Source organism: Sphingobacterium sp. SYP-B4668 (genome assembly GCF_027627455.1).
GTDB lineage: Bacteria > Bacteroidota > Bacteroidia > Sphingobacteriales > Sphingobacteriaceae > Sphingobacterium.
Genome location: NZ_CP115483.1, coordinates 817,744 through 841,693 on the forward strand (window position 1 = coordinate 817,744; position 23,950 = coordinate 841,693).

Consider the following 23,950-nt stretch of genomic DNA (forward strand, 5'->3'; position numbering starts at 1 on the left):
ATAATCATGCCTAACCTTATTAAAAAAGTATTGTTTATCGATCGTGACGGGACATTGATACTCGAACCCGAAGATGAACAAATCGATTCCTTTTCCAAACTGAAATTCTATCCAGGGGCTTTGCAGTACCTACCACGTATCGCGAAGGAATTGGATTTTGAGCTGATTCTAGTTTCCAATCAAGATGGTCTAGGCACCGATGCCCATCCAGAGGCCAATTTTTGGCCCGTACACCAATTTATCTTAGATACATTTGCTGGGGAAGGCGTTGTCTTTGAGAGAGAGCATATCGATCGTACTTTTCCACACGAAAACGCGCCCACACGTAAACCTGGCATTGGAATGTTACTTGAATATTTTGACCCGTCAAAATATGATTTGCAACGCTCTTTCGTTATAGGTGACCGTATCAATGATGTCAAACTGGCCCAGAATTTAGGTGCCAAATCAATTTGGTTGCGCGCCAATGATCAACTCGGGGCACTCGAGAATCTAGAAGTAAACCCTGAGGTCATTGCACTTGAATCCACTGATTGGAAGTCAATCTATGAGTTTCTAAAATTAGGGACCCGCAGTGCCGAGCATATCCGCAAGACCAATGAAACCGATATTTATATCCACCTTAACCTAGACGGTTCGGGTAAATCCAAGATCGATACCGGATTACCCTTTTTTGATCATATGCTTGACCAAATAGCGAGACACGGTGCGTTGGATTTGACCATCAAAGCCAAAGGAGATTTGCATATTGATGAACATCATACCATTGAAGATACTGGGATAGCACTTGGAGAGATATTTTTAAACGTATTAGGAGATAAGCGTGGCATTGAACGCTATTCTTATACCCTACCTATGGATGATTGCCTTGCTCAAGTCGCGCTAGACTTTGGCGGACGTAATTGGATAGTTTGGGACGCTGAATTTAAGCGCGAAAAAATAGGCGATATGCCTACCGAGATGTTTTTCCACTTCTTCAAGTCCTTTTCTGATGCCTCCAAATCCAATTTGAATATCAAGGCTGAGGGAGATAATGAACATCATAAAATTGAAGCCATCTTCAAAGCCTTTGCCAAATCTATAAAAAAAGCCGTGCGACGGGATGCCGATAATATGCAACTGCCCAGTACTAAAGGCGTTTTATAGGAGTTGAGGTCAATAAATCAATCAATAGCTCGTATCTTTAACATATGATTGGAATTATCAACTACGGTGCAGGCAATATTTTTTCTTTAACTGCAGCGCTTAATCGAGTCGGTCTATCTTATATGATGGTGAATAAACCTGATGAGATCGATCATTGCGATAGAATTATTATCCCAGGTGTGGGGCATGCCGGAGCAGCTATGACAAAGCTGCGTGAATCGGGACTTGCCGACTGCATAGCGCATATAACCAAACCTGTATTGGGTATATGCGTAGGTATGCAACTGCTTACCGCCTATTCAGAAGAAGGTGATGTCAATCTATTAGATATTGTCCCCATTAAAACCTTACATTTTAGCGGACGTATTGATCAAAAGGTACCCCATATGGGTTGGAATAGCATTTCACCCCAGAAAGAAAGTCCGCTTTTTAGCAATATAGAAGATAATGCGTACTTTTACTTCGTGCATTCGTATTTTATTGAATATCATGAGGATTACACGATTGCAAAGTGTGATTATGGCACATCTTTCTCGGCTGCGATGGCCAAGAGCAATTTTTACGGCGTACAATTCCATCCTGAAAAATCAGGAAAGGCGGGAGAACAGTTACTAATGAATTTTTCAAAAATAAACTAGAAATAAAATATTTACAAGTATGTATATTATACCAGCAATCGATGTATTAGACAAAAAAGTAGTTCGTCTGCGTGAAGGAAATTATGATGATGTAACGACTTACGATATCAGTCTTGAAGATCAGATTGAAAAATATCGTGCGAACGGGACTGAACTGGTTCATATCATTGACCTAAATGGAGCTAAAGGGGATTTTAGCAATCAAGAATATCTATTTGACATTATCCGCAAGACTGAAATGAAAATCCAGTATGGTGGTGGTGTACGTAGTATCGAAAAAGTGAAGGAGCTGATTGATGCAGGGATATTTCGGGTTATCGTCGGTACACAAGCCATTACTAACCCTGAGTTTCTGGAAGAACTTAGTGTGCTGAACGAAGGGAAAGTAAAATATGCAGACCACATCGTCATTGCGATTGATGTCTTAGACGAAGTTATCAAATATTCTGGATGGCTGGAAAGCTCTCCTATCAAGCTTATCGAATATATTGATAAATGCTTGGCTTTAGGCTTCTACCGCTTTCTGTGTACAGATATTAGCAAAGATGGCAAGTTGGGCGGTGCGGGAGTAGAATTATATCAAAAGTTACTTGATCACTCTCCCATTATCAAATTGATTGGATCTGGAGGCATCAGCTCTATGCAAGATATACAAGTCCTAAGCGATCTAGGTCGGATGGAGTCATGTGTCGTAGGTAAAGCTATTTATGAAAATAGAATTACGATTGAAGAAATACAAGATTGGAACCTAAAGTCGTTAATCCGTTTTTAAGATGCTTGCAAAACGCATAATTCCTTGTTTGGATGTCAAAGACGGACGGACAGTCAAGGGAGTAAACTTTGTTGATTTACGCGACGCCGGCGACCCGGTTGAGTTGGCCTATGCCTATTCCGAGCAAGGAGCAGATGAATTGGTCTTTCTCGATATTACGGCAACCCATGAGGAGCGCAAGACTACTATTGATTTAGTAAGTGCCGTTGCCAGGCAGGTCAATATTCCATTTACTATTGGTGGTGGCATCAATGAAATAAGAGATGCCGAAATTCTATTGAATGCTGGAGCAGATAAGATTTCAATAAATTCTGCAGCAGTGCGCAATCCTAATTTGATCGATCAAATGGCTGCGGCATTTGGTGCACAGTTTGTTGTCGTAGCTATTGATACTAGACACATTGCCGGGCAAAATTTTGTTCATTTGAGCGGTGGTCGTATTCAGACCGAGTTACAAACCGAAAAATGGGTACTCGAAGCGCAAGAGCGTGGGGCAGGTGAGATTCTCTTAACATCGATGGATCATGATGGCACAAAGAATGGATTTGATAATATTCTTTTAAAGAAAATCAACGATTCTATACGTATCCCGTTGATTGCCTCGGGAGGAGCAGGAGCACAGCAGCACTTTGTAGACGTATTTCAAGAGACCAATGTTGATGCAGCTCTGGCGGCTTCCGTATTCCACTATGGTGAAATATTAATCCCAGAATTGAAAGCAACACTCCGCCATAACGGTATCATTGTACGATGACAAGAGTATAGACAAAGATTAAAGAGACACAGACAATACAGATAAGCTTAGGGTTCTTAGCGCAATGCTTTTTTTCTCGATTATTTATCGATTGTCCTATACTCATTACTAAATATTCAATACTAATAGAATGTTAGATTTTTCAAAAAGCGAGGGACTTATTCCTGTAATTGTCCAAGATTCGCAGACATTAGAAGTCCTAATGTTGGGATATATGAATGAAGAAGCCTGGTCCAAGACACAAGCAGAGGGCAAGGTGACCTTCTTTTCAAGGAGCAAGAACCGGCTTTGGACTAAAGGGGAGGAGAGTGGAAATTTTCTACACGTTGTAGGCTACCATGTAGATTGTGACCAAGACACTTTGCTAATCAAGGCTAGTCCGCAAGGACCTACCTGCCATACGGGGAGTAGAAGTTGCTTTGGTACCCAATATGGACAGAATTTTCTCTTTGAATTAGAGCGTATCGTACACAATCGCTATGAGCATCCAACCGACGAATCCTATGTCAACAGGTTGAGAAGTAGGGGAATTAATAAAATCGCTCAGAAAGTAGGGGAGGAAGCTGTCGAGACTGTTATTGCTGCCCTCAAAGAGACTGACAAAGAATTTATAGATGAAACCTCCGACTTATTGTTTCATCTAATTGTATTGTTGCGAGAAAAAGGGTTTTCGTTGGAGACTATCGCCAAAAACCTCGAAAGTAGACACCAGTAAGCAAAGTTATCCTTACATGACACAATAATCTTAAAAGTGCCGTACATTTGTGTACAGCACTTTTTTTTATGGACAATCTTTCAGTTGAACTCATATCCACCCTTAAGGGCCATCAAAATCCTGTCTTTACATTAGAGAACGGTTTTTTTGCCAATACTTTATTTTCCGGAGGGAATGACAAAGGTGTTGTGGAGTGGGATCTGGAGACATCCACCTTCAAAAGGATTCTCTGTTCTGTAAATTCGTCTGTATACAGCCTACATCTTATTCCAGAGACTTCCTATTTGGCAATAGGACTTCGTGAAGGGCTTATCATGATCGTTGATGTCGAAAATCAAAAATTGGTTGTAAAATTGAACGTAGCGAACGGAGCTGTTTTTGACATCAAGACATTGGTATCTAAAAGAGAATTGATTGCTGTTGGTGAAGATGGATTTGCTTATGTATGGTGCTTGGATAATTTTTCATTGCTATATCAATTCCGAATTGCTCCCACACTTGTTCGCACTATTTCCATATCGCCCGATGAGCGACAATTAGCATTTGGAAGTAAAGACGGAAGTGTGCACCTCTATGATGCCTTAGAATATCATTTAATCGCATCAGCAGCCGTTCATACGCATCCTGTGACCTCCTTAGCGTTCGATCCCAATGGTCAGAGATTATTGTCGGGCGGGCGTGATGCCAAATTGGTCGGTTGGAATACCCATGACCTTTCCGAGCAGCTTTCTTTCATTCCACACATGTTTACGGTATATGGTATTCACTTTCACCCCGTACATCCTCTATTCGCAACCGTAAGTCGAGACAAGACCTTTAAGATTTGGGATAAGCATACCTATGCATTGCTACGCATCGTTGGCCGTGATAAAGGATTTGATAGCCATCACCTTTCCATCAACGTGGGGATTTGGACCCCAGACGGCACCCGTTTTATTACAGCTGGGGATGACAAGGTTGTTCGCGTGTGGGAAGTGACAATATAAGCGTCCCAGTGCCCTAGAAAAAAGCCACTATATTTCTAAATGTTTTTGGTTAGATTTGGTTTGTTAGCTTTTATTGCCAATCTAATCAAATCATATATGGAATACTTGGGGTTTATCTTACTTGTTATTGTTATCTTTTCTATTATAAAGGCGGGAAGACAATTAAACAGCCTGAACGATGGCCTGCATAAATTTCAAGAACATCAGTTTGAACTTCAGCAAAAGATAGATCAAATCGCTAAGAAACTGGATGAACTGGAAAGGTCACCTAATGAAGTTAGGCCTTTGGTCGATACACTCCCTACCAATCCTCCTCCTATTCCTAATAGTGCTGTTGGTCAAATACCCGTAATTCAACCAATGTCCGAATCACTACCTGTAGAGGCTGAGCCAGACCAAGTCGAATCTTACGAAGTACCAGAGCCGATTAGCACTTCCCCTTTCCCGCCTGAACCTATAGCTTCCACTATTACCGAGCCAGTATCTCATATCCACAATGTCATTGAAGAACCCCCTTTAAATTGGTTTCAGAAATTTAGACAAAGCAATCCCGACCTTGAAAAGTTTATTGGCGAAAACCTCATTAATAAAATCGGAATATTGATTTTGGTATTGGGTATCAGTTTCTTTGTTAAGTTCGCTATTGATCGAGATTGGATCAATGAAGCTGGCCGTGTAGGGATAGGCGTATTATCTGGTGGTCTTCTCATGGGAGTTGCACATTTTTTACGACGTAGATTTGCGGCTTTTAGTTCCGTTTTCGTTGCTGGTGCTATCAGTGTATTCTATCTGATGATTGGTATTGCCTTTCATGATTATCATTTATTCAGTCAGCCAGTCGCCTTTGGTATAATGGTCCTAATCACTGTATTTAGCATCCTCATATCGTTGCTTTACAACCGACAGGAACTAGCTATTCTATCCATTATTGGTGGATTTGCGGTGCCATTTATGGTCAGTACAGGACAGGGTAATTATCACGTACTATTCAGCTACCTCTCTATTTTGAATGTCGGTATGTTGAGCATTTCCTACTTTAAAAGATGGAATTGGGTCAATTTTGTGGCCTTTGCTGCTACCTATCTCATATACAGTGGATGGTATTTCCAAGTAGATTTTGCAAAAGAAGTTAGCTATGCCGGAGCATTCGGATACGTCACCCTCTTCTTTCTTCTTTTTAGCCTCGCATTCATCATTAACAATGTTCGGTTCAAAAATAGATTTACGAAGTGGGAGCTCATCATTGTCCTGGCAAACACATTTCTTTATTTCAGTTTTGGACTCGCTATACTATCCCAATGGAATTCAGGATACAACGGATTGTTTACATTGATACTCGCTATATACAACCTGCTGTTCGCGGTCACCATTTATAAAAAATATAAATTGAGCGAGGAGATCGTATATCTTTTGATTGGTTTGACATTGTTATTTGCAGTCGTCACCATTCCTATCCAATTCAAAGGACATTATATTACCGCATTCTGGGCCTGCCAAGCCGTCATATTATTGTGGCTGGCCATGAAATCTAGATTTACGATTTTTTACTTATTTGCCATTATTTTGCAGGTCTTGGTCGTTATCAGTTTGCTGATAGATTGGACAATAGACTACAGTGTGACAGATCCCTTGATGTACATAGGCCTAAATGAAATCTTTTTAACAGGCTTGCTTGTGGTTGCATCTTATTTTGTGGCATCTAGACTTTTAAGAGATTCGAATGAAGTTGTCAATTTTGGATATGGTATTCATTTCAATCCAGCAATATATCGGAAGATTACCGCTAATATAGCCATAGCTTTGAGCTATCTTGTGTTGATTCTCGAAGTTTCCTATCAAGCCTCTAATCGAATGTCTAATGATGGGTCGGTCATGGCATGCGTTACATTAGCACATTTTGCGTTTGCTAGCGTTTTAATCTATTTCGGGAAGAGATTTGGTACTTCTAAATTGACAAAACCACTGGCGCATATCTTGATCCTAGTCAATATTGTAGCCTACATAGTGTTGCTCCACAAAATTCCATTTATGGAAACGATAGGCCGATTGAATCAAATTGAAAATAGCTATATCGCCTTTATCTTACATTATCTTATTCTATTCTGTCTGATATTTCAAATCTATCATATTAGCATAGACACTATCTTAAATTCCTCGAGCCTATACTATCGGCACAAATTGTTGATATGGCCGCTTGTATTCGTTCTCGTATTTATTGCTAGTGTCGAGATTAGTGTCCATACGTTGTCATTCTCCGCCACCTTTGATATTTATCATACAAGAGAGAATATGGTCTTTAAAGTCATGTTTCCTGTAGCTTGGGGAATTCTTTCGTTTATATTTTTAATTCTTGGAATCAAGAAAGATTGGCGGGAGTTACGCATCGTTGCACTATCCTTACTCGGCATCACCATCCTTACTCGGCATCACCATCCTTAAGTTGTTTATTTATGACATTCAGGATGTTTCAGAGACCGGAAAGATCATCGCATTTATCTTGTTAGGGGTTTTGATACTCGTGATTTCCTTTGTATACCAAAAGATTAAGAAATTAATAGTAGTGGATGGTCAAGAGAGTCCCGATGACACCACTCCTCAATAGACAAGCCATACTCCAATGAAAAGATTAATTAGCATATTTTTATGTACCATTTGCGCTATGGTCCAGATATATGGTCAGCAGTACAGTGCCTCTCTAGAGGGCAATAAGCAGACTGGATATTTTCGGCTTGAGATTCCCCAGCCTATTCGCTCATTGATTGGCAACGACATTGCTAAAGCTCGGATTTGGGATCGCGAGGGACGGGAGACCCCCTTTGTCAAATATATAACAACTATTGCTGACCACAAGTTCGTCCCACTTAATATAGTTCGTAAAGAGATAATTCCCGATAGTGTCACTACGCTCGTTGTCAAAAATGAAAAACAACAGACTTGGACAGGATTATGGCTAAGGGTGGCCAATAGTAATAGTAGGAAGCAATATACTCTAACCGGTAGTAACGATTCTCTTGATTGGTTCAGTCTTTCGGAAGATCAGGTCTTAGAAAATCTAACAGGACATCATCAGACTTTCAAAGAGCAGGAGATTAGTTTTCCACTGAATAACTACAAATATCTTAAAATAAGTATTCAGGACAAAGGCACTAATCCGCTCAATGTAATGGCAATCGGCCGATATGATAATGTTGTCTCCTCTACGGTTTATCATACCATTAATGGAGGTAAACTGGATGTTGGAATCAAAGACAAGAACTCTATTCTTCGCGTTCAATTGCCCCATCCACAAGTCGTAGATAAGGTGACTCTTCATATTTCCAGCCCTAGATTATACAAACGCAATGCATCAGTTTTCGTAAAAAAACGCGTGCAGGTGCGACGGAATAAGGTAGAAGAGCAGTTCGTCGAAATCGGGCAATATGAGCTAACTCCCAATAATACCACATTGGAGTTACCTAGTCTATTTGTTAAAGATTTTTATATCCATATTGAGAATATGGATAGTCCCCCTCTACAAGTAGATAATTTTTCTTTAAGGCAGAAACCATTGACACTCGTGACCCACCTGTCGGAGGGAGAGCAGTATGCTATAGTGGTTGATTCCTCTTTTAAACTGCCCGATTATGACCTGGCATTGTTTAAACTCCAAGCCAATCATGAACTCCCAATATTGAAGGTTAATAAATTGACTCGTGTAGAGCCGCAACTTAAGGATGCTCAGCAAGATGAACAGCGCGTCAAATTAGGGAATATCTTGTTATGGGGAGGGCTAATAATAGCAGTTATATTGGTTTGTTACTTTGCCATCAGCTTCTTCAGAGATATGGAAAGGAAGTAATTTATGATAATACCGTCTATAAGATTGTAAGTCTAGATAAACGACAGTATCTTTTCTAAGTGAATAGCATCTTCCTTGTCAAATGAGTCTAGGGAATCACTATCGATATCCAGCACACCTATCACACGGCCGTCTTTACGTAATGGAAGAACAATTTCCGATTTGGACAGAGAGCTGCATGCAATGTGGCCGGGGAATGCTTCTACATCTGGTACAATCAGCGTTTCATCCAGCTGCCATGCTTTACCGCATACTCCTTTTCCTTTTTTGATACGCGTGCACGCCACTGGGCCTTGAAAAGGGCCCAATACTAATTCATCCCCGTCAACAAGATAAAAGCCTACCCAAAAGAAACCAAATTGCTCCTTCAATGCTGCACTAATGTTGGCCAGATTTGCAATCAGATTTGATTCGCCATTTAGCAAAGCTTCTATCTGCGGGATTAACCCTTTATATTGTTCCGTTTTATTACCCGTTAGTATATGTAAATCTTCTGCCATGACAGTAATCCTGAATAGTAAAGAAAGTTAAAATAGTAAACAAAGCTACACAGAATTTTGTCCTTACAGCGTAAAAAACAGAAAAGGGGAGTGTTATTCAAATAACACCCCCCTTTTCTACTTCTTGTATCTTGACTATTGGAACATGATTCGAAGATTGATGCCAAAGTTGGTGTACGATGTAGCATAATTTTGCGAAGTGTACGGTTTGACTGAGTTGGTGTTCAAGAACAAACGAATATTGTACATCTGATTAATCATGTAATCAAGTGTAGGGTTGAAACTGATACTTTTGTTTCCGGCAGATATCTCTGATCTATTCAAATCAGATCGATATACCATTGTTTTTCTATCGTTAATTGCCACATCCAATTTGAAATTCAGATCGCTGTTCATCTTGCGATCGCTAAACCATCCAAACGGCAATCTGAAATTATTCTTTCTATATCCAATGCCCAATACAAATGCTTCTTCAGTCATCATGGCCATTTGGCTATTCTGTAGACTGAAATTCAAATTTCGGTTTCTTCGGTATTCTGATGTTGCCGAGAGGTTATTTTTAAACCTTGCATCCAATCCAAGTAATGGAACAAATTGGTCAATGATAGAAATCTGTTGAAATTGGTTCTCAGGCAAGAAGTTACCATTCACATCTCTTGCGCTAGGAGCATCTGATTTTTCTTCGTATCTGATGACTGAATTGTATCCGCTAATGGTATATTGTGATGCATAGCTGTGCAATACCGTCAGGGATGTAAAAATGTCTTCAAGTCCTGGGATTTTATTCAATCCGTTGTAACTGATACGCCAGTTCGGAAGCGGGAAGCGAGGAGTAGAGCTTAGTTTTTCCTTACTAATGTTCTTTCCTAGGTATGTGCTCAAGAAAGAATTAACAACCACATCCTGTTGGGCTTTTCCGTATCCATCAGCATAGAAGTCAGTTGCCGATCCCACAGAGTTAGGGTTGATTTCGGCTAATCTATGCGATATGGTCATTCTGTTTTCTTCAAACTTCTGGAATAGCGCTTGATGGTCTTTAAATACCGTGCTGATTGCAATCTGTGTAATGCTGTAATTTCCAGTGGTGTATGGCGTTACACTCTCAAAAGCATTTGTAGTACTGTTGAATTGTACAGTAGCTGTATAGTTGTAGTTATCCGTCCGAGCAGCAGTCAAATCTATTCGGAGGCCCTTCACAGGCTCTAGATTTGCAACCAAGGACAGATTCTCGGCAAATGATCGCGTAAACATTTGTGTTTGCATAGAGTCTGTAGACAACCAATCGTTATTGATGGCTCGCTGTAGGATATCGCTCTGGCTGCCAAACAAAAATCCCCAACCGGGAGCATTTGCATCAAAGTCGTACCCGAAAGCTTTGGTTTTTGGTAGATATCCCGGTAAATAAGTCCCCTCTATTTTGGTATAAGCCCCATCAATCTTACGGATTGAAGTCAAGAGTTGAACCAAGAAAGCATTTGAGCCTTTAGCGTTACGGCCAGAGTTACGTCGGATGAAACCAAATTTGTTGTACAGACCAACCATATTCAAAGACGGATTCACTTGGATGGTTCTGTTGTTTTGGATGCTATTACCAATATTGATATCTGGGCTTCTTAGAGATAGCAACGGCTCGCTTTGCCAATTGAACTGTGCCCCATATCTTGTGATTACATTGACCCAATCCAGATAAGGTAATTTAGATATAGGTAATGTGTAGGCGATATTCAACATGTGATTGTAGTCCGTTGTGCGTCCCATTTTCCAGAAATTGTTCCACATCGTGTCTCTCTTCACACCGTTTACTCGACCATCTGGCTCGTCAATGATGGAGTAGTTGGTCGCATTGAAATCCAGACGAAGGGATTTTGTCAAATCCCAACTGATGCCGTAGATTCGGCTCATGTCAAAGTTTTTGTTGTACAACGTCGGAAGTACATTGTCCGATGTATTGTCTCGGATTGTATTCTCACTGTATATTCTGTTTACATCGACCCTAAAATTGATCAACGATGGCATTAAATTAAAATTAAAGTCCTTCAGAATCTTTAGATAGTCAGACTTGATAACATTCTTTAACGGCTCGATAAATTTTACTGACGAGTTGCTAAAGTTGTAGTCCAAAGCAGCACGATAGTTCTTTTGAATGGATGAAGCCACTGAGTAATCGCGGTGGTTGTATGCTGAAAAAGCATAGGTAGCACTGAAATTTTCGATATCCCAAGGACGGATCGGTCTTTCATTGTTCATTCTTATTTTGCGGACATTCGTGAGGCTAAAACTTTTACGGGTCGTATAGTCCTGTACAAGTCTTAACAACGAATCTTGTTGGTTTCTCGAAAGATTGGCCAAGGCCGAATTCAATTCAATATCGGGATTCAATGGATTGTACTCCGGTGTAGAAGTTTGTTTCGAGTAGCTAAAGTAGAATGGAATCACCAGCCCAAAATCTCTAGGGAAGAATTTTCCCAATTCGGCATTTGACATAAAGTCAAAGTAAAGGTCCTCGTTCCGACTACGTTCATTCATCCGTTGCGAAAGATATCCAAATCCTATTGACGATTTGGTGCCCGATACCGAGACATTCGCAAAGTCGGCTAATTTCAAATTCAATCGAGCAGTAGCTGCCCAGCCACCTTTGTCATCAAAGTCTGTAAGGCGAAGTTCATTGAACCAAAATGAACCCGAAATATCACTGCCATCATCATTTGGAGAGCTCGAGGAGCTACCTTTCAATGGATTACGTACGCCCATCATGTAATAGCGCACCTTGCTGATATCTGGCGCACCCACTACTGTGATAATATTGTTTCCATCTTTGTATTCAAAAGGTACATCCAGTGGCCATGGTTGTCCATTAAGTGTCGCCTTGTCACGCGCGAGTTTGGCATCTTGGAACAGGCGGATTTGGATATTCATCCTATTCTCATTGGGCCAAATCAAATCAGGTGATGTTGTACCATACGGAGTGACAAATAGTGGCATGTCGTACTCGTAGTAGTTGTAGCGGTCATCGGTACCCACCCGCAAGAATGCATGAGCATCTCCATTTCTGAGATTCTGTCCTTCTGCGTGGATGAACATTTCAATACGACCGTAAGGTCTAAAGTCATGCGATGAAGTTTTGTATGTTCCACGCCCATAGCCGTCCCGTAGGTTCAATACATCCATGCTAAGCGCTTGTTCATTGAGACGGACGTTATAGTTGTTGTTCGTCCAATCTACTTGTCTATTAATTCCAGGGGGCTGGATGTAAGGGATAGGGTCTCGATTACCATTTTCTTCCACACTGATATTGGCCACATCAAAGATAGAATTGTCTGAAGCTACAACTCCCATGGAGTAGTCGCTTATGACTTTAGATGGATTGTTCTCCGCATTATATCTTCTCCATTCACCTTTCACCAATTGCATCTTCGCCAACCTTACAATAGCCGTGTCCGCAAAATTTGTCAAAAATGTACGAACAAAGCGGATGGATTTGAAATCCTGTATATCGCCAAATTTGCTTTCATACTGCGTCAATGGGATACGGAACTTGTACCACTTTACATCCACTTCCGCGTCATTGACCAATTTTACTTTCGTTATCTGTTCATCCACAATATGGTTTTTACCAACGATTAAGTCTTGCGGACGTAACGAGATGCGATACTGATAGTATTCATCAATCTCGTTCATGTTATTGTCTCTGTTGACATCTTCGCCATCAGGAAGCAACGTGCTAGCAGATGTTTCCACACCAAAGTCCCGTTGTGATTGCTCATTCGTTTTGGAGTTGCCATCCACACCATTGTACCGCTGGTATCGTTTCAATATACCTGCAGCCTGTTGGTCCATCTGCTGGCTACGAAAATACATGTAATTGTCGCTTGATGGGTCATTACGTAGGTCATCCAACGCCGTAGGGTTTAAGATTCCCTGCAATTGAGAGAGGAAGCTACCATGAAAAGTTGATTCGTCGGCATCATTCAATCCGTCTAAACCCACGTCTTGTCGTTCTCGACTTTGGCTATCGTTATCAAAAGCTTGTACTACGGGTTGATTTTTAGTGACACGACCCCAGTTAGTTTGGTCCACCTGAGACATGTCGCCAATTGGAGAAATCGAGTTTTCTAGCGATTTGCGACCATCTTTCAAAATGTCTTCCGATATACTTCCTAAGTTAAAATAAATATCTCCACCATCCTTATTCGGGTTGGTCAAGGCCGGATCCATCATCCACATCTCTATGAATTCAATATTTTGCGCCTCGAAGTCGGTATTATCGATTTTTCTGAACATGCCACCCCACCTGCTTTTTGGATTGGCAAGGGTACCGTCGTTATTAATACCAGTAGTCGTATAGTTATATGGCCCGCGTAATGTAGGGTAGAAGGCTAGATCTAACGTCTGTAACCATTCATTCTGCCCCGAGCGAGTATCCTTATTGGGGAATACCTCCTTTTCGCCAACTTCGCGGACACGGTGGTCTGAGAGTTCACTGGTGGTGATATTGTTTGGTGTTAGGCTGTTGTTTCTGTAGAAAATAGGATCTATGTTGTAGAAAGCCAAAAGAGCTCTGTTATAGCCATACTGTAGATTATCTGTCAATGCAGATTCCGAAAACATCCGTGGTGTACCCGATATCTGCCAGCTGTATTGGTTTTTGAGGTCAATATAGGAAACACTGTTTTCAAAGTCGTCGATATAAGTAGTTCCTGTGCGGCCATTTTCCGTATCCAAGCCCTTTGGATGTCCCGGGATCAATTTTGCAAACTCTCCATAGAAGGAAATACTGGACTCTTCTTTTGTGCTCAAGAATGGAAGTTTATCAATCATCCGAGTAAGCCAGCGAGATGGAGCATTGTAGGAAAGGTCTGCACCCAGCATGGTATTGGACATAGGCTCTTCACCAATATTGACCTTCTCAGTCAAGGGTTTTTCCGTTAAGTTCATGATGGTAGCCCCCACTTGCAAGTTGTCGTTTACCAAGTAGTCAAATCGGCCACCCATCAAGGTTTTTTGCTGAAGGTTGTACATTGCATCATCTTCTACCGTTACGCGGATTGGTTGGCCTGAAAGCATCAAAGCTTCGTTCAATATCCTCAATCGACCAATTTCGTAATCTATGGTGTAATCTACTCCCTCCTGTAACATGGCGCCACCGGCCATTACTTGTATAGATCCTCTGGTGATGTTGAATGCTCCGATTTGGTATTCTGTACCCATTGCCGAGTTGTAGCGACCTTTGATGCGGTACCGGTTTTTTGTTGGAAATTGTTGTTGAGCTGCGACTTTGGTCGAGTCGTATAGCTCCGGAAAAGTGTACTTATCAATCAGTGCCTGTTCGGCTCCCGTGACAAATTGACTCGCCAAATCTCTGCCAAAAGGCTCAACTACCGGAAAGATTAGTTTTCCTCTTTTTGGTTCTATCGTGATGTTTTCGATGTAATCAAAGTATCCATCTGGGATTTGCGCCTGTTGCTGGTTTAATCGATCTAACCCCGTGAGTTCTAGCCAAGTCTTTTCAGTGGTGCGTTGACCCTCATAGATAGCCGGGCGCTCCGTTCCGCTCTCATTTTCCGTACGGTATATTTGAAGGATAAAGTTCGAGTTCGAGACATTGTAAGCGCCTAGCGCATAGATGTTTTTCATCATCAAGTCCCATGTCGGCAACTTCGTCTTTAAGACCTCATTCTTCAATAATTTAGCATAGAGCATTTCTGGATTAGACGGAGTTACTGGACGATCGGAACTAAACTCCCCAACTTGGTACTCCCTGCCATTTGCAGTATACCGATAGGCCACCGCTAAGATTTGGTCAGCGTTAAGGGGGAGATTCAAGGATATATATCCCAGTTTGCGCTCTACCGTATAGTCTCTGTTTTCGACCAGCTTTCTAGCGTAGGTCATCTTCGCATAGTTATCATTCCCTCCAGATCCCCCAAAGAGATTCTGTACAAATGTTCCATTGGTCGGTCTGCCATTATTTCCTAATAATTCCAAGAGATTATTGGAGACAGCGGGGTTGCTCTCATTCGGGATACCTGAGGATGGGAATCCAGATGGGGTGGGTCTACCTGCTATCACTTGTGTGTTGTAAGGCGAGTTCTCTCCTAAATCCATCAAAGCCATCACATCACGCGCATCCTCATATGAATTAGATCGATTGCTCATCCATACCTCCACTTGAGTAATATTGATGGTCGTATTGATCAATGGTGCAAGTGCCAGCGTCTTGTTGTAATTGTCCCTGAAATATTGCGCTAAAAAATAGTGTTGATTGGCCTCATAATTATCTGCCTGTAACGTAAATTCACTTTCCTGAGCACCATTTGTAATGGTGATTTCTTTCTGTCGGGATCGCTGTTGCGAGAGTAGTCCGGTGAATTTTAGATTACCGAATTGCATTTGTGCCTTCACCCCGAATAAAGATTGGACCCCTTGGATTAAAGTCGAATTAAGTGGCATCGATACATTACCCACCTCCAGTCTCCGTAAGATATCGTCATCTTTGGCTACATAGTCGAAGCGGATTTGATTTTCAAAATCAAATTGTGCAGATGAGTTGAAGTTGGCATTGACCTTTACACGCGTCCCGATATGACCCGTTAGATTCATGTTAATCTGTTGATCAAAGTCAAATCCCCATTGCTTACGTTTGGTCTCATCAAACATGGGGTTGGCATTGTTGTTATATTGCCCCATCAAGGTGATGTCTGCACTTCCTCTAGGAATGAGGTCAATCTTGTTGCTGCCAAATATTCTTTCAAAAGCAGGACTCTCTATTTCGATAACCGGAAATAGGCGTCTCCGACGTTCTTCCAGAAGACTTTTGTCAGCTAGCTCTTCCCAATAGTTCTTTTGTGTACGCTTTGCCTCGTAGTCTCTAAATTCGGGAAGGGTAAGATACATCGGTGGGCGGTATTGCTTGCCGCCTAATTTTTCTTTTAAAATATATTGACGGGATTCTGTATCATATTTAATCTCCCTTTGAATATTGCTGGGATAATCCAACGAAAATGGATTGTACTTTTTATGGATATTAAGAAAAGGATTGTCTTCAAAGCGGTAGGGAATAGCAGTAGAGTCCGGCTCTTTTTGTTGAGCCGACCGTATGGTTTGTCCAATTACGCCTTCGTATGGAAAGATCAAGAAAAACGCAAGAACTAAGTAGATGTTTGTCTTCAAATGGTTGACATTAAAAATTTTCACAACAGATTAATTGATCTCAAAAAGTAAGCATATGCAAATATCAACTATTTTGCATAACAAAACAACCATTATATTCTTAGTTAGGAGAATGACAATGGTAACTTATCCAGAAATGTTATTTAATGTAGCAATGTGGCTACAATCGCTTGAGCGCCAGTTTAATGAGGTTTTCTACTGTTAGGTCGGGGTTCGCGGTGACAATACTATTCAATACTTTTTCAGCTTGAGCCTTGACAAAGCCTAGCATTATGAGCGCAGCCAGTGCTTCTTCAGGTACCGATTGTTTGGTAATAATTGGTGATATCAAGGCATCCGGTCCTTGCTTTTTCAACTTATCCTGTAATTCGAGGATGACACGCTGAGCAGTTTTCGGACCTATTCCTTTAATTTTTTGAATAATATTCACCTGTCCATTGATGATGGCAGATTGGATTTCTTCGGGGGTAATAGATGATAAGATCATCCGGCCAGTATTTGGGCCAATTCCTGAGACAGAAATAAGATGTTCGAATAGCTTGCGTTCACTCTCGGTCGCAAATCCAAACAAGGTCTGCGAATCTTCGCGAACCTGAAAGGAGATGAACAGCATGCAGTTCTCTTGGTCCTTGATAGCAGAAAACGTATAGAGCGAGATATGGACATAATAGCCAATCCCACCCACATCGATAACAACGTGGGTGGGGGCTTTAAAAACTAATTTACCATTTAAATATTCGTACATGTACGGTTATTTTTGTTGATTTTTTACTTTTTGATAGGATTGCACATCTACTACCGCAATGGTGACCATATTTACGATTTCGCGAACAGAACTATCGAGTTGTAGTACATGGATAGGTTTATTCATACCCAAGAGAATAGGACCTACGGCTTCAGCATTCCCAATCTCCTGTAGCAATTTGTAGGCTATATTCCCAGACTCTAAGTTAGGGAAAACTAATGTATTTGCAGCATGCCCATTCAAGCTACTGAACGGAAAGTTTGCGGCAAGCATATCCTTATTCATTGCAAAGTTAGCCTGAAGGTCTCCATCTACAATAATTGAGGGATACTGGTCATGTAATATCTGGGCGGCTCTACGTACTTTATGAGGTGTATCCCCTTCGTTAGAACCAAAGTTGGAATATGACAGAAGTGCTATTCTTGGTTCTACACCCATTTTACGGATAGCCTTATCCAATAATACCGTGATATCAACCAGTTCTTCTGAAGTAGGGTTTGCATTGACCGTAGTGTCTCCGAAAAAGACGGGACCTTTTTCAGTTAACATCATGTACATCCCTGCAATTCTACTTCCTGGCTGCGCACCGATGACATGGAGTGCAGGACGAATCGTTTTTGCGTAATTTTTTGTCAATCCCGAAATCAATGTATCCGCCTCTCCAAATTCGACTAGACTTGCTCCGAAGTAGTTTCGGTCGAGTAACATTTTTTCCGCATCCAAGCGGGATACTCCACGACGTTGTCTTTTTTTGTAAAGATGATCTACAAAATTTTTATAACGATCAGATTCCATATCCTCAAGTGGGTCGATGATTTCCACACCTTCAAGCTCGAGTGCATATTCATTTATTAGACTATTTATCTTAGCTTTCTTGCCTAATAAGATTGGAATCGCGATACCTTCTTCCTTGACGATCTGAGCAGCGCGCAGCGTCTTGTAGTTGTCTGCCTCCGCAAATACCACACGCTTAGGATCTCTCTTGGCAACCATTGTTAAATCACGCATGATGCGGTCGTCCTTGCCCATACGTTGACGTAGGTCTTCCTTATATTTATCCCAATCAGTAATGGGCTGCCGAGCTACTCCCGATGCTATAGCCGCTTTGGCCACCGCTATAGACACTTCTGTAATTAACCTCGGGTCGGTAGGTTTAGGGATAATATATTCAATGCCAAACTTAATGTTATTGGCGTTGTAAGCTTGGTTTACAGACTCGGGAACAGATTGTTTTGCTAGTTCAGCAATAGCTTTTACTGCCGCGATTTTCATGTCTTCATTTATAGCCGTAGCACGTACGTCCAGAGCACCTCTAAAAATATATGGAAATCCAAGGACATTGTTTACCTGGTTAGGATAGTCCGAGCGGCCTGTACCCATGATGATATCTTGACGTGTTGCCAAAGCCAATTCGTAAGCAATTTCTGGATTCGGATTAGCCATCGCCAAGACAATAGGTTTGTCGGCCATTGATAGCAACATTTCTGGAGTCATGACATCCGCTTTAGAAAGGCCAATGAATACATCGGCACCTATTAGGGCGTCTTCCAAACTGTGTAAGTCTTGTTCTGTCGCAAAACAAGCCTTCAGACTATCCAGATTTTCTCTGTCTTTTCGGATTACTCCCTTGCTATCCAGCATGACGATGTTTTCCTTTTTTGCACCTACAGATATGTACATTCCTGTACATGAAATAGCCGCTGCGCCGGCTCCATTAACGACGATTTTTACTTTAGCGATGTCTTTGCCCTGGAGTTCGCAGGCATTGATTAATGCCGCACCGGAGATGATAGCCGTACCGTGCTGATCATCGTGCATTACCGGGATGGACATCTCTTCTTTTAATCTTCTTTCGATCTCGAAGCACTCAGGCGCTTTGATATCCTCCAAATTGATCCCGCCGAAGGTTGGTTCCAATGCTTTTACGATATTGACAAATTCATCGACATTCTTGGTGTCCAATTCAATGTCAAAAACGTCAATATCTGCAAATATCTTGAATAGTAAGCCTTTGCCCTCCATTACGGGCTTGCCTGCCTGCGCGCCAATATCGCCAAGTCCAAGTACTGCCGTACCGTTACTGATGACAGCGACAAGATTCCCTTTCGCGGTATATTTATAAGCATCCTCTTTGTTGGCTGCGATTGCGAGACAAGGCTCTGCAACACCAGGGGAGTACGCTAGTGATAAATCTCTCTGTGAATTTGTAGGTTTGGTTGGTACCACAGCGATTTTTCCGGGGCGACCCATCGAGTGGTAATTTAAAGCTTCTTGCTTACGATTGATTTTACTCATTGTGCACTATACTTATTTCGGTTATTTACTTATTTAAGGCTACAAATGTAGTTTTCTTTTTTGGACATCGATTGTTTTTAAGATATTAATCTTCTTAAAAAAAAGGTTTTAAACGAATTTTTTACTTCAATGTGTTGAGTAGGCTGAACATTGTTTCTCTCATTTTTGACCCCGAGCCTTCAAAATTGTTGACCAGCAGACTAAAGGTGTATTCTTGACCAGCAGCTGATTTTTGATAACCCGTGTATCCTAGTGCTCCGCCAATGGTACCGCTCTTCATTTTCATTCCATTGTAAGTAGGTAGGCTTTTATAGAAACCGTCATACCACGATCGGGTCCTGGCGTAATTCATGATCTTTGTCATGGCCGCAGTCGTGACACGGTTTTGTGGCGAAAGCCCTGAGCCATCTACAAAGTTCAGCTCGCCCTCGGGGATATTGAGCTTAGCTTTCCAAAACTTTTTAACCATCTCTGCCGCACCTTCCGTATCCGCTTTTTGACCACTATACATTCCAATCGTTCGCAGCAATGTTTCGCCATATAAGTTGATGCTTTTTTGGTTGAACCAATGAATTATATCTGTCAATTTGGGTGATTCATGGACATCCAATTCTACCCTATGGATATCTAGAGTCATGCCGAGTTCATCTATTTGTTTACCCGTCATCGGTTCGTTTTCCGTCAATATATTGATACGGCGAAGTGCCTTCTGTAGTTGGTAGGCGGCATCATACGCGGGGTCGGGAACGGATATCTCGATTGTCTTTTTAAGGTCTATTCCATATGTTCCACGTGCGTAGATTTTGGTAGAATAAGGAGCGGAGTATGCATACACATTATCGCCAGTTCCCTTTGGTCCCGTGATCGCTTCATTGTAGATGTTCAGATAAGAAGAGTCTACCGTCAGCGAGGTGATTTCTGTTTTATCTCCAGGTCGTGAGCCAGCTTTGAAATTTAGCCCTATACTATTTTCCCGCCAATTGAGGCCTGAGGTGCCTGCACCATAATAGTTGCCAATATCCGTCCAAGTCCATCCGCCAGGAACGGTATTGCCATTAAAATACCTATCATCACCTATGATGCTGCCTTCAATACATTGAATTCCCGCATTTTGAATCGCATAGACCCATTTGTTTAACAATGACTCTTCGTTCATTTCTGGGAATCTTGCACTCGCAAGCGTAGGGTCTCCTCCTCCTTCGATGACGATATTGCCACGCAAGGTGCCGAGACTATCAATCTCACCTGTATAATAGAGCTTGGTCTTGAATGTGAAGTTGGGGCCAAGTAAATCAAGTGCTGTCGCTGATGTGATGACCTTCAGGGTAGATGCTGTGGGCAGTCCGGTTTCTCCGTTCTTAGAGAAAACTACTTTTCCCGTCTTCGCGTCAATGACCGTTAGGGATGCCATTCCGTATTTGAGATTCGGTTGTTGCTCAAATGTTTGATAAGCTTGTTCAATAGTCTTTGCGTCTTGAGCCGAAGCCATGACACTCATTACATTTATACAAATGATGGTTACTAGATTTTTAATAAAGATTTTCTTCATCTATTGTTTTAGTTTATACCGTTCCCTTCTTTAAGACCAGATACGTGCCAAAGTCCAGTCGCGTAAGCGTGTTATAGTCTGGTATAGCTTTTTATACATCTGTTTTTTTTAGGATATAGGCCGGTTTCCGTCAGCCTTTTCCTGTCTTAGAGCCGTTCTTTATCTATATTTTATTCCGAGAACATTTTACATACTTTCGCCTTTATTGGTACTGGCACTTCATGAAGATCCTCGTGGTGTCCGGTTTATAAACCAATATAGGTAAGGCAAACTTAGATAAAATGCTTTGCATTCACGAATTCCGAATAGATAAAAAGCGTGTCGTAATAGCCACCCAATAGGCCACTCTACCGTATTTTAAAGATTTTAATGCTTTGACGGCGTCATTTTCCAATCAGACATTATACATGCATTCTTGTAGCGATAGCAAATAATCGCAGCCAGGACGTAAGCCAGACAGAGACACCAGTATCGTTTGCTCAGGGATACCCATTATAAAAAGATGATTTAATAAGCCTAATTTACGGGATACATAAAGTCAAAACTTAATAACGCGATTATTTACTTATTCTCGAATTGACTAACTTGCGTCCATTATAAAATACAGTGTCGTAATGAAGCATATAGAAAAATTGACTGCTATCCGTAGCTTGATGAAACAACAAGGGATTGATGGATATATCATTCCTTCGTCCGACCCTCATATCAGTGAGTACTTACCGGAAAGGTATAAATGTATCGAGTGGGCCTCTGGGTTTACAGGTTCAGCGGGTACTTTAGCGATTACTCAAGATTTTGCTGGTCTTTGGACAGATTCCCGCTATTTTGTTCAGGCCGAGGAACAATTGGCAGGTTCGGGCTTTGAATTGGTGAAACTTAAGGTGCAGGGCAATGCCGAGTATGCCGAATGGTTAGCCCAGACACTACCTACGGGATCTCTTGTTGGTTTTGATGGTAATCTAGCCTCTTTACAAGTTGCCCAAGCTGTACAGCAATCGCTGATGCCCTTTGGTATAAAAGTAGCTGGACACGCTGATTTGTTATCATCTTTATGGGCAGATAGACCATCGCTTCCTTCTGCTCCAGCTTATCTGTTGGATGAATCGACAACAGGTCAATCCACGGTATCCAAAATAGCAGCTGTACGCCAATCATTAACTAAGGATCGAATTGCAGCTCATTTAATCTCTTCTTTGGACGATTTAGCTTGGCTTTTGAATATACGAGGGCAGGATGTGCCCTGCAATCCGGTAGTATTAGGATTTGTCCTTTTGACGGCAACTGATACGTCTTTATATATTGAACCGACCAAGCTTGATACTGATGTCGTCGCTTCTTTAGCAGCTTCAGGCGTGCAGGTGAAACCCTATCTGCAAGTATACAATGACATAAAAGCACTGACGGTAGATACAATTCTGCTAGATCCTAAACGGACTTGTTTTGCGGTATATGATCAGATTCCCAAGCATATCCTTATTGTAGAGAAATTGAACCCCTCAACATCTCTTAAGGCCATAAAAAATGAAGTTGAAATCAATCATACCCGTCAGACGATGATTCAGGATGGCGTGGCGATGACTCGATTTTTTAAGTGGGTCGAAGAGGAGGTTGCTGGTGGAGAGTTGACCGAGTTGTCTATTGCGAAGAAGTTGCGAGGACTACGGGCCGATCGACCTGGTTTTGTCGATGTGAGCTTTAATACTATTGCTGGATACCTGGAGCATGGAGCATTACCTCATTATTCTGCCACGGAGGAAAGTAATGCTCAACTCTTCTCTAAGGGACTCTTGTTGGTGGATTCTGGAGGTCAGTATAAAACAGGGACTACAGACATTACCCGCGTCATATCACTGGGAGGACTGACCCAAGCTGAAAAAGAAGACTATACCATCGTCCTGAAAGGCACTATTGAAGGCTCACAAGCTGTCTTCCCAAAGGGTACGCGTGGATACCAGATTGATGCGATTACACGTCGTCCTATTTGGGAGACCATGCGCAACTACGGTCACGGCACAGGTCATGGAGTCGGTTTCTTTTTAAATGTCCATGAGGGCCCACATACCTTTAACCCGTCCAATGTTGATGTCGCCATCGAGGCGGGTATGATTACCTCTATTGAACCAGGGCTGTACCGAATAGGTAAGTATGGTATTCGAATAGAAAATCTAGTCTTGAGCAAGCATATCGAGGCAAATGAATTTGGCGAATTCATGGATTTTGAGACATTGACACTCTGTTACATCGCAACGGATCTCGTCGATACCTCTCTATTGGCCCAATCGCACATCGACTGGCTAAATGCATACAATAAAGCCGTCTATGAGCGCATCTCTCCTTTATTAGAAATGGAAGAGTGCGAATGGCTTGCCGATAAGTGTAAGGCTATTTCGTAATCGAAATTGTTCGTTAAGCCCCTATCTAGCAATAGGGGCTTAATTCAGGGAGCAGTCCTATTCCTCATAAAGACGTTGTGCTTCAATACCCACTATTTCTAGCTCTTTTATGATTAATTGATGATCCAGGCACTTGCCTTCAATCACCAAGACATTGTAAATCGAATCCAAATCTATCTTCCATTTGGTAATGCCATCGAATTTTCTGATGACAAGGTAAATTTTCTGTAGCAAGCTCGTGCATTGAACATTGGTCTCAAACATTAATTTTTCCATGGCCTTTGTATTTTAGATAAAGATTTCGTTTTTAGAAATCTTTGGGTTTAACAATTAAGTAGATTTTACATGAGGACGTAGAAATTTCCCCTTACAGCATATGTTGGTATTTAAGAATTCGAATAGCAGCTGTGCTATTTTCTTAAATATTAATATCGCCCTCACTATTAGTG

Annotated in this window: 16 protein-coding genes; 10 read left to right on the top strand and 6 right to left on the bottom strand. The window is 41.5% G+C overall.

Features of this window, described 5'->3' with window-relative positions:
• Positions 1–6 precede the first annotated feature (6 nt).
• The 9 genes from hisB to OQ289_RS03595 all read left to right on the top strand — a co-directional run bounded on the left by hisB (position 7) and on the right by OQ289_RS03595 (position 8,849).
• The gene (gene hisB / locus OQ289_RS03555; protein WP_270089440.1) at positions 7–1,146 is read left to right on the top strand and encodes a bifunctional histidinol-phosphatase/imidazoleglycerol-phosphate dehydratase HisB; all 1,140 of its coding nucleotides are present in this window, start codon (positions 7–9) and stop codon (positions 1,144–1,146) included.
• 44 nt (positions 1,147–1,190) lie between these two features.
• Positions 1,191–1,784 (top strand): imidazole glycerol phosphate synthase subunit HisH, encoded by a 594-nt coding sequence (gene hisH / locus OQ289_RS03560; protein ID WP_270089441.1) that lies wholly within the window; start codon positions 1,191–1,193, stop codon positions 1,782–1,784.
• 19 nt (positions 1,785–1,803) lie between these two features.
• Positions 1,804–2,556, top strand: a complete 753-nt coding sequence (locus OQ289_RS03565) for a 1-(5-phosphoribosyl)-5-[(5-phosphoribosylamino)methylideneamino]imidazole-4-carboxamide isomerase (RefSeq protein ID WP_033566232.1) — start codon at positions 1,804–1,806, stop codon at positions 2,554–2,556.
• A 1-nt stretch (position 2,557) separates the two neighbouring features.
• Positions 2,558–3,310 (top strand): imidazole glycerol phosphate synthase subunit HisF, encoded by a 753-nt coding sequence (gene hisF, locus OQ289_RS03570; protein ID WP_270089442.1) that lies wholly within the window; start codon positions 2,558–2,560, stop codon positions 3,308–3,310.
• 130 nt (positions 3,311–3,440) lie between these two features.
• Positions 3,441–4,025, top strand: coding sequence for a bifunctional phosphoribosyl-AMP cyclohydrolase/phosphoribosyl-ATP diphosphatase HisIE (gene hisIE / locus OQ289_RS03575; RefSeq protein ID WP_270089443.1), 585 nt, complete (start codon positions 3,441–3,443; stop codon positions 4,023–4,025).
• Between the two features lie 68 nt (positions 4,026–4,093).
• Complete coding sequence (locus OQ289_RS03580) at positions 4,094–5,011, top strand: WD40 repeat domain-containing protein (protein WP_270089444.1); 918 nt, start codon at positions 4,094–4,096, stop codon at positions 5,009–5,011.
• A gap of 96 nt (positions 5,012–5,107) precedes the next feature.
• On the top strand, positions 5,108–7,450 hold the full coding sequence (locus tag OQ289_RS03585; RefSeq protein WP_270089445.1) for a DUF2339 domain-containing protein: 2,343 nt from the start codon (positions 5,108–5,110) through the stop codon (positions 7,448–7,450).
• Between the two features lies 1 nt (position 7,451).
• Complete coding sequence (locus OQ289_RS03590; protein WP_270089446.1) at positions 7,452–7,613, top strand: hypothetical protein; 162 nt, start codon at positions 7,452–7,454, stop codon at positions 7,611–7,613.
• Between the two features lie 15 nt (positions 7,614–7,628).
• Positions 7,629–8,849 (top strand): DUF3999 family protein, encoded by a 1,221-nt coding sequence (locus OQ289_RS03595; RefSeq protein WP_270089447.1) that lies wholly within the window; start codon positions 7,629–7,631, stop codon positions 8,847–8,849.
• 32 nt (positions 8,850–8,881) lie between these two features.
• Here the strand turns inward: OQ289_RS03595 and OQ289_RS03600 are convergent, their stop codons facing one another.
• From OQ289_RS03600 to dacB, 5 genes are all read right to left on the bottom strand, one after another.
• On the bottom strand, positions 8,882–9,349 hold the full coding sequence (locus tag OQ289_RS03600; protein ID WP_270089448.1) for a GAF domain-containing protein: 468 nt from the start codon (positions 9,347–9,349) through the stop codon (positions 8,882–8,884).
• Between the two features lie 135 nt (positions 9,350–9,484).
• Positions 9,485–16,519: a T9SS outer membrane translocon Sov/SprA gene (gene sov / locus OQ289_RS03605; protein WP_270089449.1), complete on the bottom strand. Its 7,035-nt coding sequence runs from the start codon at positions 16,517–16,519 to the stop codon at positions 9,485–9,487.
• Positions 16,520–16,679: 160 nt separating this feature from the next.
• Positions 16,680–17,264, bottom strand: coding sequence for a Holliday junction branch migration protein RuvA (ruvA, locus tag OQ289_RS03610; RefSeq protein WP_270089450.1), 585 nt, complete (start codon positions 17,262–17,264; stop codon positions 16,680–16,682).
• Between the two features lie 6 nt (positions 17,265–17,270).
• Positions 17,271–19,559 (bottom strand): NADP-dependent malic enzyme, encoded by a 2,289-nt coding sequence (locus OQ289_RS03615; protein WP_270089451.1) that lies wholly within the window; start codon positions 19,557–19,559, stop codon positions 17,271–17,273.
• A gap of 121 nt (positions 19,560–19,680) precedes the next feature.
• Entirely contained in the window at positions 19,681–21,108 is a 1,428-nt protein-coding gene (gene dacB, locus OQ289_RS03620) for a D-alanyl-D-alanine carboxypeptidase/D-alanyl-D-alanine endopeptidase (RefSeq protein WP_270089452.1), read from the bottom strand.
• Between the two features lie 614 nt (positions 21,109–21,722).
• On the opposite strand from dacB, the gene OQ289_RS03625 reads away from it, so the two are divergent.
• Entirely contained in the window at positions 21,723–23,501 is a 1,779-nt protein-coding gene (locus OQ289_RS03625) for an aminopeptidase P family protein (RefSeq protein WP_270089453.1), read from the top strand.
• A gap of 57 nt (positions 23,502–23,558) precedes the next feature.
• Here OQ289_RS03625 and OQ289_RS03630 read toward each other — a convergent pair whose 3' ends face one another.
• Positions 23,559–23,777, bottom strand: coding sequence for a hypothetical protein (locus OQ289_RS03630; RefSeq protein ID WP_033566258.1), 219 nt, complete (start codon positions 23,775–23,777; stop codon positions 23,559–23,561).
• Positions 23,778–23,950: the final 173 nt, after the last annotated feature.